Here is a 10,644-nt window from a genome sequence, read left to right as displayed (position 1 = left end):
TGAATGATGGTGTCAATTTTAGGCTCTGCTCTTCCTTCTTCGTAAGCACCTACAGTTGCTCTTCCTAGATCAAATAACTGTGCAAATGCCGCCTGGCTAAGTTTTTTTACGGATCGTATTTTTCGTATATTCTTTCCAATATATGACATAAAAAAAATAATTGTGCTAAAATTTTGAGCAATACTAAAAAATTTAGTATGTTTGCTTTATCAATCAACCAACAAAAGTGAAATGCTAAATTACACCAATATTACAAAACCGCCCTAATTTTTGAAATTGTTCGTCTTTTAGGAATTGGAATTTAATATATTTTTTTAATTTTCTTCTCCCAAAGTAAATCCCCTTCGTAATAATAAGGATCGGCATCTTTTTTGGGATCAGAAATTGGATTTATCCTTAGGGGGGCATGTAAAGAAAAAGAGTATTTTAATTCCAAATGAAATAAATAAACAATTGATAAGTTATGGACCATTTTCAAAAAGTTAAAGAATACTTAGTAGACTTAGATTATCGCATTACCTCTGAGAATGCCGAAGATGGGGTATTTGTGGTGGAGCATGAAGATAATGGGATAAAAAATTTGGTAATTGGATGTGCGGATCCCATCTTAATTATGGAGCAGTTCCTTTTTCAAATTAATACTGATTCCATGGAGATTTATAAATCCCTTTTGCAAAAGAACAGAGATATTATACATGGTGCTTTTGTGATCGATGATTCAGGGAAAAGAGTTATTTTTAGAGACACCCTACAAATCGCCAATCTTGATATCAATGAATTGGAAGGTACTTTTAATTCATTGGCACTCCTGTTGACAGAATATTCTCAGGAATTAATTAGTTTCTCAAAAAATTAAAATAAAATTGATTATGAACTTCTTTAGTAGATTATTTAAAATAGGGCAGGCAGAAGCCCATTCGGCTATAGATAAATTAGAAGATCCCATAAAAATGACCGAACAAGGAATTCGGGATATGAAGAAAGATCTTGATCAAAGTTTGCAGGCATTAGCCGAGGTGAAAGCAATGGTAATTCGTGCTAGAAACGATCATAATAATTACAGCAAAGCTGCAAAGGAATATGAGCAAAAGGCTATTCTTTTATTACAAAAAGCTCAAAAAGGTGAAATTCCCGCTGAAGATGCTGATCGTTTGGCTGGTGAAGCTTTAACTAAAAAGGAAGAAAACCAACAACATGCTGATAGGGCTTCTTCTGAAAAGCAGCAGTTTGAAAAAAATGTTGACCAGTTGGAGGCCAATGTTAAAAAGCTTCGATCCAATTTGAGCAAGTGGGAGAATGAATTAAAAACACTAAAAGCTCGTGTGAAGGTAAGCTCTGCCACTAAAAAATTTAATAAGCAAATGGCACAAATTGATTCATCTTCAACAGTTTCCATGTTAGAGAAGATGAAAGATAAAGTTGCTCAGGAAGAAGCCCTTGCTGAATCTTATGGTGACATTGCCAATGAAAGTCGTTCTGTAGATGAGGAAATTGACAAAGTGCTTGGTTCCTCTCCTTCAAAAGCTACATCTGATTTGGATGCTTTAAAAGCAAAATTGGGGATGAATACTCCTTCTTCCAATAATTAAACAATAGAAAGTAATTACGAATTAAGAATAATAAGGGATTTGTAGCCCATAGTGGGTCTATTCTTGTAAGGCTGTTTTTATGACCTTGCTCCTAATTTCTTAATTCGTAAATAAGCTTGATATAGGGCTGTATCAAAGAAATTGGTAAGAGGCTCCCATGTGTCACTTCTTCATAATAGATGAGAAAGTCATCAGGGAGAACTGAAGCCATGTTAAATTTATATTTTTCCGAAAAATATGGGAGTTTTTGATTTTTTTAAGAAAAAAAAGAAAGAGCCGGAATATGACCCTTCTAATATCACCATTCGTGATCTTCGGAAAGGGTTTGTATTAGATTATGATTTGAAAACTTGGGAAGTAAAAGCCGAGTTTGAATATGATTGGGGGAATAATTTCTTTAGTAGAGAATTTAAGTTAGACTCTGGTGATGAAGTGGTTTATCTACATTTGTCCGAAGATGATGAAATTTATCTTACTATCAGTAAGAAAATTAAAATCAGAAACCTTGATGAGGATTTACCCGAATATATTGCCCAACATGAGCAACCTCCTAAAAAGTTGATTTTTGAGGGAAAAACTTACTTCTTGGATAAAGAAAGTCCAGGTTATTTTCGAGATTTTGAAAATCCTGGAGATAAGGATGAAGATTGGTGTGAAATGATCTCATGGGAATATTATGATAGCACTGAAAAGTTAGTTTTATCAGTGGAACAATGGGGGGAAAGAGAATTTGAGGCTTCATATGGAAAAGTAGTAGGGGAGTTTAGTTTTTCCAATATTTTGCCTTCCTCATCTGAAATAGTTTAAATGAATGGAAACTGATTGTTCTATTTTTAATAGGAAATAATTCCTTGCTTTTATTGGGGAAAGTTGAAAGGAATGTTTTTTTTAGATTTAAAATGTAATTTCTTTGCATATAATTCTTCGGAAAGTTTATGAAAATACACAGATTTTTTGTCTTGCCTTTCTTATTGTTATTGATGGTTTCTTGTGGAGGAAATCAATTTGAAAAAAGTCCCTTGGATAACTTGATCCGAGACATGAGCAAGGATGATACTTTCACCATACTATTGCATGATATGGACGTTGAAGGAGCATTTTTTAAAACCTACAAGCATCAATATCAGGTAATAGTAGAAAAGGATGGTGGGCCCAAGGAAGTTATGACGGATTGGATGGAGGTAAGTCCTGATTTTTTTCGCAGGAATATAGACAACATGGGAATGGAAATAGCCAGCAAAAAAGATGGTAAATTGACGAAAGAAGTCAGTCCTCCAGGTTTTTCCAATTATGTTGGTAATCCCCAATACGGGCAATGGGTGCAGCGAGATGGTGGCTCTTTTTGGGAGTTTTATGGGAAATACGCTTTTATGAGCAGTATGTTTAATATGTTAACATATCCTGCCCGTTTCTCTTACTGGAATGACTATAGGACAAATTACAGAGGATATGGCCGTTCTTATTACGGTCCCTCAAGTGGGGGCGCTGGTGCTTTTTATGGGACAAATAGTCGATTTAACTCCAGCCGGTCCACTTCTTCCCGATGGAGTAGGAACCCTTCAAGTAGTAGTTTTAAAAGTCGGGTGAATAGCAGAGTCTCTCGAAGTCCACGTAGCACTTCAAGATCTTCCACTCGAAGTAGCAGAACAAGTAGATCTAGTTCTCGATATAAAAGTTCTGGCTTCCGTTCCCGAGGAGGAGGGTTTGGGAAATAATGTTTTCTAACTTTTGATTAGGAATTGAGAATAAATGTTATTCAATATTAGTATTGCTTTAACATTAAGTTTGGAATTACCTACAAAATTGTTCAAAACCACATTTATAAACTATGAATCAAATTATTGACAATAGCCTTTCTTCTATAATTTATCTGATTAGTTGTTTTATTTTACTCTTATTTGGAAAGTGGATTTATCAATTATTTAATAAAAATATTAAGGTTCAGGAAGAGCTGGTGGAGAAAGATAATTTTGCTTTTGCAGTGGCTTTCACCGGTTACCTAGTTGGGTTGCTGATTGCCCTAGGAGGGGGAGCAATAGGTGAATCAGGAGATTTAGTAAATGAATTGATTGACCTGTTTATTTATGGGGTGTTGGGAGTAATTTTACTGAATCTTTCTGTGGTTTTTAACGATAAAGTTATCCTGAGTAAATTTTCAGTTTATAAGGAGATTGTTCACGATCGCAATGTCGGTTCTGGAGTTGTAGAGGGAGCCATGGCAATTTCCACCGGGTTAATTATTTTTGGTGCAATTTCAGGGGAAGGTGGGGGAGTATTAGTAGCTGTGGTTTATTGGGCCGTTGGTCAGCTGATACTTTTACTTACTTCCTTTATTTATAATTTGATAACTCCTTATGATGTTCACGAACATATTGAAAGAGATAACGTTGCTGCAGGAGTTGGGTTTGCTGGTGCCCTAATCGCCATTGCTAATTTAATCCGGTTTGCCTTGGCCCATGATTTTATAAGTTGGGAATATGCAGCACAAGATGTGTTTCTTGATGCTGGAATTGGTCTAATATTTTTACCTATTGCTAGGCTAATTGCCGATAAGATTTTTTTACCGGGTAGAAATTTAACGGATGAGATTATAAACCAAGAACATCCTAATGTTGGAGCTGGACTTATTGAGGCTTTTGCCTACATAGGTAGTTCCGTTTTAATATGCTGGAGTTTGGCTTAAATGATTAAAATCTAAATTTTCTAAAAGCTTCTCTTGGGAAGCTTTTATTGTTTTTTGGCATTTTTTTATTTGAAGAGATGAATGCAATAGTCAAATCGAATATATTGAAATTGGCGCTGTTTGCTACAGGGCTTGCGGGAATTGTTGCGGAATACACCTTGTCAACTCTAGCTTTTTATTTTTTAGGAGATTCAGCCTTTCAGTGGGCGATGATTATTTCTGTAATGCTATTTTCCATGGGAATGGGAAGTAGAATTTCACAATATTTTAGAGACAACTTGTTGTTGAAATTTATTTTGATTGAATTTCTTCTTTCCTTTTTATCTTCATTTTCCTCACTTTTTACCTATACGGGGGCAGCGTATTTTTCTTATGTTGGCTTTATTATTTATGGGTTGAGTATTGTGATAGGATTATTAATTGGAATGGAGATTCCTTTGGTGATCCGATTAAATGATTCTTTTGAAGAATTAAGGATGAATGTGTCTTCGGTATTGGAAAAGGACTACTGGGGAAGTCTGGTGGGAGGAATATTTTTCGCATTTGTGGGGTTACCCATATTGGGCTTAACTTATACCCCATTTCTTTTAGGTGGGATAAATCTTTTGGTTGCTTTACTAATCCTTCGTATGTTATGGGGGCACTTGACCATTGGTTACAAATGGCAATGTGGCCTAATTGCTTCATTCTTAGTCGGGTTATTGATTACAGGGGCCGTTTTTGCCAAACCTATTGTCCTTCATGGGGAGCAAAAGCGTTATAAAGATAAGGTGGTTTATACAGAGCAAACTCGTTACCAGCGAATTGTGATTACTCAATGGAAAGATGACTATTGGTTATTTTTGAATGGGAATGAGCAACTCAGTTCATTGGATGAAGTGATGTACCATGAACCACTGGTTCATCCCGTAATGTCCCTTTTGCAACAACCTAAAAATGTATTGGTATTGGGAGGTGGAGATGGTTGCGCCGTACGGGAAATATTAAAATATCCATCGGTGGAGGAAATTGACCTGGTGGACCTTGATCCTGCCATGACAAATTTGGGGCAAACCAATGATATTTTGTTGAGTTTAAATAAGGGCTCTTTAAATAACCCCAAGGTGAAGATCGTCAACGAGGATGCTTACCATTTTTTGGAGCAAACAAAAAATTATTATGATGCCATTATCATTGATTTACCTGATCCAAAAACTGTGGAACTTAGTAGAATGTACTCTGTAGAATTCTATGAACTTTGTCGTCAACAATTACGTCCCCATGGAAAAATAATCACTCAGGCAGGAAGTCCATATTATGCTACAGAGGCCTTTAAATGTATTGAAAAAAGCATGCAGTTTGCTGGGTTTTCCACTGTTCCTCTACATAACCAAGTATTAACTTTAGGAGAATGGGGCTGGATACTTGGATCAAAATCTGGTGGGGCAACAGCTTTAAAGTCACGATTGCAGAAATTAAGTATTGAAAATGTTCCTACCCAATGGATCAACCAAGAGGCTATGCTTTTAATGACTTCTTTTGGAAAGAATATTTACCCTAAAGCTTTTGATAGTGTTTCCGTAAATCGAGTGCATGATCCTGTGCTACATCGGTATTACCGAAACGGAAATTGGGATTTATATTAAAGAAAAATTAGCACGGTAATTGCAAGGATGATCTTAGTTCATGAAGTAGCATTGGGAATTCCCAAATAGGATTTCAAAATTTTTTTTTCTGTGATAAGATTCTTTTCCAAACGTATTCCCATTTCCTTTCTCTGTATTTTTATTTCTATTTCTACCTTTTGTCAGTTGAAAGAGCCTCAAACTGGTTTGGCTTCCTATTACGCCAATAAGTTTGAAGGTAGATTAACGGCTAATGGTGAGCGCTTTTCTAATGCGGCATTCACTGCTGCTCATCGTACCCTTCCCTTTGGAACGCAAGTGAAAGTAACCAATTTAAAGAATAAGAAATCGGTGGTTGTTCGAATTAATGATCGTGGGCCTTTTGTGAAAGGCCGTATTATTGATTTATCATCAACCGCTATGATGAAATTAGGAGGAATTTCAGCAGGGCTAATAAAAGTAAGGTTGGAAATTTGGGGAGGAAATTCAAAGAAACCCAGAAATTCTAATTTAGTAAAGATGTTAAATAAACCAAAGGAAAGCTCCAATATGAAAAAGCTTTCTAATGGCCAAATTGTCTATGATCTGTATTTGGTAAGTTTTAGAAAACTCAAAAAGGCAAAGCGGTTGAGAAAGCAGCTTTTACAGAAGTTTCCTGGGAACAAGTTTGTTATAAGCCGAATTTCATCAGAACAAAAGCGATTTGAATTAAAGATTATTGATATAGCCACTAGAGAAAAGGGGGATCTTCTTGCACAAGAATTAAAGAATAGTTTTTCAACCGTAAAATTAACTCCTCGTATAAAACCTTCAATCCAAGTAGAAGAATAAATTAGAAGATGCTTTTATTTGTTACAGCATAGAAATTCTAGTCATAAATAAAGGTATTAAGGTTAGCAAGGGTGTTGGAAATTTGCTCGGGCTTAGGATCTTAAAGGATCAAAAGCTATTGGTGATTTTCACTTTACCCAGGCCGTTATTAGGCCATTATGAGAGGCTCTCATGATTTCAAAACTATTGAAGAAAGAAGAAAGGTATAAACTTTGGAATTAGTCCATCGTAAAGAATACTTTAATTATTTTTGCTGCTATTGGTTATTAATCTCTTCAGGTTGAGAGCCAATCAATTTCTTGATGAATTTCCTGATTCCATAGGATTGTTTCTGGAGCATTAATTTTCAATGGCATGGGAGGCATGATTGCTTACTGAATTAAAAAGTAATCGTATTTTCCATACAAAAGAGATAAGTGAGGTTCACAGAAGGTTGACGTTGAAAGGTTGAAAAACATTTAAGTTTTCATTTTATCCCCTTTATAAGTGGAGGTGTCATACGTGTAGGAAAGGAAAAATTGGCTTCCTTAATTTTTACTATTCAGCCTCACTAAAAAAAGGTTTTTCAATGCTAAAACCATTTTTATACGAACTTTTTTCTGTATTGTTTAGGAGTATGTCCTGTAATTTCTTTGAATTTTCTGTTAAAATTGGAGATGTTATTAAATCCACATTCATAACAAATTTGGGATATATTGTATTGTTCTTCTTTTAAGAGTCTACAGGCATGTCCTATCCGAATTTCATTTAAAAATAAAGTGAAGGTTTTTTGGGTCCTTTGTTTAAAAAAACGGCAAAAGGTGGTTATACTCATATTTGCCAGAGAGGCAACTTCTTCTAATCTGATTTCTTGATCAAAATTTTTAGTAACAAAATCGAAAATTTGTTCGATTTTTTGGTTATCGACATCCTTTAAAGGTTCTTGGTGTTTGTAGCTAGATAAATAGGCTAAATCAGAAGAATGAGAAATAATATCTAGAATTTTTATCAACTGTAAGAAACGATCTAAGTTACTATAATCTCTAAAATGATTAAGAATGTAAGAAATCTTGTTACGGGCCTCTCCCATTATTTCAATCCCACGGGTGGAAGCACTTAGAAGGGTTCCAATTTTTTGGGTTTCAGGTAGACTAAAGAAATTTGGACCGAAGGCTTCTTGTTTAAAAAATATTGAAATAGCACGGGCTCTTTTTTCCGAACCTTTTTGGTAATATGATTTATCATTTCTAAAAACGTGCGGAAGGTTGGGGCCAATTAATAATAGGTCACCCTCTGAAAATGGTCGAATACTTTCTCCAATAAAGCTCGTTCCTTCACTTTCCAAAATTAAAGAAAGTTGAATTTCGGGATGCAAATGAAGAGGACTGTAAAAATAATCAAGGTCATCATATTGTACTCTAAAGGAAACTTCCTTTGAGTCCGGTACTTTAAAAAATAAAGGTTTACTCATTTTGCCCCTAATTTTTTTTCTATTAATGCCAAAATAACATTATTTTTCTATAAGTAACAGGCTTTCATGGATTAATTAAGAGTGTTTTTGTGTTTTAATGGTTTAAATTGACCTTTTTTTGTCAACTAGGAGGGGAAAAAAACGTAATTTGACTTTTTTGTTGTTGTGATAATAAAAATTAATATTTGTCCTCTGGATTTTTTAATTGGGGGATGGATTAATTGGATCATTTTTTGCAGTAAAATACTTTATATTTTGGAGACCAAATGGGTACTTGGTTTAAGTGTCTTGTTTTAGGTTAGGAGTTTTAAAACCCCCAGGCTAAACAATTTTATTTGAAATTTCGTTACATTTTTTGGGATTAAAAATATACACCGACCGTTGAGAATTCCTTTTTTACCCATACCCTAAAAGTGAGGATGGGGAATTTTGGTATTTACTGTTTCTCTTTGAGAAAATATTTATTCCTGCTTTTATTCTTACATTTAACTTTAGGGTAATAGGTAGGGTGTTAAAACGGAATAAGTTTGATTTAATTTATAATATTACATACTCATTTTATGAGTTATTTTAAGGGTGTCAAAAAGGGGGGCTTGAAATTTTTAAAAAAAAATGGAAATTTCTATGTTTTATTCTTTAAATTAGTTTTATCATTCAATACTCTCTAATTCCCTTAAAATGAATTAGTAATAGTTTTTAATCCAGTTCAATATAAAATCGGGACTAGTAGTTTACAAATAATTAACAATGTTGCTATATTTGGGTCCCTCATAAAATTGAGATAATATAACTCCAATATAATTATAATTTCAAGAGACATTTTCTTATGGTAGAAAGCAAATTTAAACGGGAGCGGTGGGTAGAGATAGACTTTCAGACCAACCTTTCTCACAGCAAATATGAGGTGTCCAATATGGGCAGAGTCAAAAGTTATGCAAAAGACAAAGAAGGCCGGATAATAAAGGGGTCAAACATCAGTGGATATAAATCCATGATGGTAAGATTTAGAGATAAGGAAAATCGGGTGGTTACCCAACAGCATTATATTCATCGGTTGGTTGCAGAGGCGTTTATAAAAAAGAGTAAAAAAGACCAACATTATGTCATTCACCTGGATTATGACAAGCAAAATAATGCGGTTTACAATCTTAAGTGGGCTACCGAGGAGGAATTAATCGCTCACAACAATAAAAATCCTTTGGTGCTTAAAAAAAGAGTGACAGGTTATAAATTGACAGAAAATGATGTAAAGGTGATTAAAAAATTGCTGAAAAGTCAAAAAACCCGCCTAAGTATGATTGCTAAGAGGTTTGGTATTACTCATACTCAGTTAAATCGAATCCGATCAGGTGAAAATTGGGGCCATGTAACGATTGATTGATGCTATTTCTAAGAGATTTTAATTTGTAAATGGGACTTTAATGATATCCTTTGTGCTTTCTTTTGCACTTGAAAAGAATAATTCTTCTAGGGAATAGAAAATGAGTTTCCTGTTTGTTGTAAAAATAGATAAGCGTTTAGTTCAGATGAACAGGGGACTAAGCTTATGAGGATCCTGGTCAGTATTTCTGTACCATTTTAATTGGCTTGAGTTTTGATTTAGACGCGATTTATCGCGTCTAATCTTATAAAATATGGATAAATGTTTATTCGATAACTATTTTTTATGCCAGAAGAAGTTTCCTGTTTTTGTTTTATCGGGTACTTTTTATTTTAGCAAGTATCCGGACCGGTCCTCCACTTCCTCCACTTATTTTTATTGGAAAAGCATAAATCATAAAGTCTTTCAAGGGAAGGGAATTTAAGTTTCCTACATTTTCAAAAGCTGGGATATTGGCTTCAAATAATGTCCGATGACTCTGGTATAGATTGGATTGGCCAAAATCAATGCTGGGAGTATCTATTCCTATCGCTTTGATTTTCTTTTTGACTAGCCAATCAGCAGCCTTAGGGGAAAGGCCTGGAAAATGTAGTTCTTGTACTCCTTCCTCACCTTTTTTATTTGTTCCCATATAGCGAAGGGGATCAGGCCAATATTGGTGATATCCGGTGTTAATGATGACAATGCTGTTTTTTGGGATCTCACCATTTTCAATTTCCCAGTTTTGAAAATCTGCTGTACTTACCAGATAATCAGGGTCCTTTGAGCTTTGGAGGGATACATCAATTACTATTGCATTTCCTATGAGTTGCTCTATTGGAATTTGGTCTATAGAGTTTTTTCCTTCGGCAAAATGAACAGGGGCATCTATATGAGTTCCACCATGTTCTGCCATGCAAAAATTGTAGGCAGAATAGTAATAGTCTTTTTCGGTTTGACCTTCAAACACTGTATCTAATTTAAAGGGTTGGGAAGTGGGCCAAAAGAGAGTATTTTTATCTAGTGGATGGGTTAAATCAATCCATTGTTCCACCGAATCAATTTTATTTTTTGGCATACATGAAACGGTGAAAAAGGTTAAAATAATAAGAGTGGTTCTTTTTATC

Annotated in this window: 11 protein-coding genes; 8 read left to right on the top strand and 3 right to left on the bottom strand. The window is 34.7% G+C overall.

Annotated features, from left to right (window positions below; genetic code table 11):
* Nucleotides 1-149: helix-turn-helix domain-containing protein (locus tag E1171_RS24970; protein WP_155207076.1), on the bottom strand; the 149-nt coding region annotated here is incomplete at its 3' end.
* Nucleotides 150-463: 314 nt separating this feature from the next.
* On the opposite strand from E1171_RS24970, the gene E1171_RS16100 reads away from it, so the two are divergent.
* From E1171_RS16100 to E1171_RS16070, 7 genes are all read left to right on the top strand, one after another.
* On the top strand, nt 464-856 hold the full coding sequence (locus E1171_RS16100; protein ID WP_155207075.1) for a YbjN domain-containing protein: 393 nt from the start codon (nt 464-466) through the stop codon (nt 854-856).
* 13 nt (nt 857-869) lie between these two features.
* A complete protein-coding gene (locus tag E1171_RS16095; protein ID WP_155207074.1) occupies nt 870-1,589 on the top strand; it encodes a PspA/IM30 family protein in 720 nt (239 codons plus the stop codon).
* Between the two features lie 237 nt (nt 1,590-1,826).
* Complete coding sequence (locus tag E1171_RS16090; protein WP_155207073.1) at nt 1,827-2,396, top strand: DUF4178 domain-containing protein; 570 nt, start codon at nt 1,827-1,829, stop codon at nt 2,394-2,396.
* Nucleotides 2,397-2,524: 128 nt separating this feature from the next.
* Complete coding sequence (locus E1171_RS16085) at nt 2,525-3,304, top strand: hypothetical protein (protein WP_155207072.1); 780 nt, start codon at nt 2,525-2,527, stop codon at nt 3,302-3,304.
* Nucleotides 3,305-3,417: 113 nt separating this feature from the next.
* Nucleotides 3,418-4,272 (top strand): DUF350 domain-containing protein, encoded by an 855-nt coding sequence (locus E1171_RS16080; protein ID WP_155207071.1) that lies wholly within the window; start codon nt 3,418-3,420, stop codon nt 4,270-4,272.
* Between the two features lie 77 nt (nt 4,273-4,349).
* Complete coding sequence (locus tag E1171_RS16075; protein WP_155207070.1) at nt 4,350-5,897, top strand: polyamine aminopropyltransferase; 1,548 nt, start codon at nt 4,350-4,352, stop codon at nt 5,895-5,897.
* Nucleotides 5,898-5,987: 90 nt separating this feature from the next.
* Nucleotides 5,988-6,707, top strand: coding sequence for a septal ring lytic transglycosylase RlpA family protein (locus E1171_RS16070; RefSeq protein WP_343031421.1), 720 nt, complete (start codon nt 5,988-5,990; stop codon nt 6,705-6,707).
* Nucleotides 6,708-7,290: 583 nt separating this feature from the next.
* On the opposite strand, the gene E1171_RS16065 is transcribed toward E1171_RS16070, so the two are convergent.
* The gene (locus E1171_RS16065; protein ID WP_155207069.1) at nt 7,291-8,157 is read right to left on the bottom strand and encodes an AraC family transcriptional regulator; all 867 of its coding nucleotides are present in this window, start codon (nt 8,155-8,157) and stop codon (nt 7,291-7,293) included.
* An 826-nt stretch (nt 8,158-8,983) separates the two neighbouring features.
* Here E1171_RS16065 and E1171_RS16060 point away from each other — a divergent pair.
* Nucleotides 8,984-9,538, top strand: coding sequence for an NUMOD4 domain-containing protein (locus E1171_RS16060; RefSeq protein WP_155207068.1), 555 nt, complete (start codon nt 8,984-8,986; stop codon nt 9,536-9,538).
* A gap of 313 nt (nt 9,539-9,851) precedes the next feature.
* Here the strand turns inward: E1171_RS16060 and E1171_RS16055 are convergent.
* Nucleotides 9,852-10,644 (bottom strand): cyclase family protein (locus E1171_RS16055; RefSeq protein WP_222931523.1); only part of this gene is annotated, 793 nt, incomplete at its 5' end.

The sequence above is a fragment of the Xanthovirga aplysinae genome, assembly GCF_009711365.1.
Lineage (GTDB): Bacteria > Bacteroidota > Bacteroidia > Cytophagales > Cyclobacteriaceae > Xanthovirga > Xanthovirga aplysinae.
The sequence above is the reverse complement of the archived record's forward strand: the minus strand, read 5'-3'. Positions and strand labels throughout refer to the sequence as shown.

Bases quoted from the DNA above. Each gene is read 5' to 3' on its own strand.
- E1171_RS16080 (WP_155207071.1), top strand. From the start codon at position 3,418: ATGAATCAAATTATTGACAATAGCCTTTCTTCTATAATTTATCTGATT.
- E1171_RS16065 (WP_155207069.1), bottom strand. From the start codon at position 8,157: ATGAGTAAACCTTTATTTTTTAAAGTACCGGACTCAAAGGAAGTTTCC.
- E1171_RS16095 (WP_155207074.1), top strand. From the start codon at position 870: ATGAACTTCTTTAGTAGATTATTTAAAATAGGGCAGGCAGAAGCCCAT.
- E1171_RS16090 (WP_155207073.1), top strand. From the start codon at position 1,827: ATGGGAGTTTTTGATTTTTTTAAGAAAAAAAAGAAAGAGCCGGAATAT.
- E1171_RS16060 (WP_155207068.1), top strand. From the start codon at position 8,984: ATGGTAGAAAGCAAATTTAAACGGGAGCGGTGGGTAGAGATAGACTTT.
- E1171_RS16075 (WP_155207070.1), top strand. From the start codon at position 4,350: ATGAATGCAATAGTCAAATCGAATATATTGAAATTGGCGCTGTTTGCT.
- E1171_RS16100 (WP_155207075.1), top strand. From the start codon at position 464: ATGGACCATTTTCAAAAAGTTAAAGAATACTTAGTAGACTTAGATTAT.
- E1171_RS16085 (WP_155207072.1), top strand. From the start codon at position 2,525: ATGAAAATACACAGATTTTTTGTCTTGCCTTTCTTATTGTTATTGATG.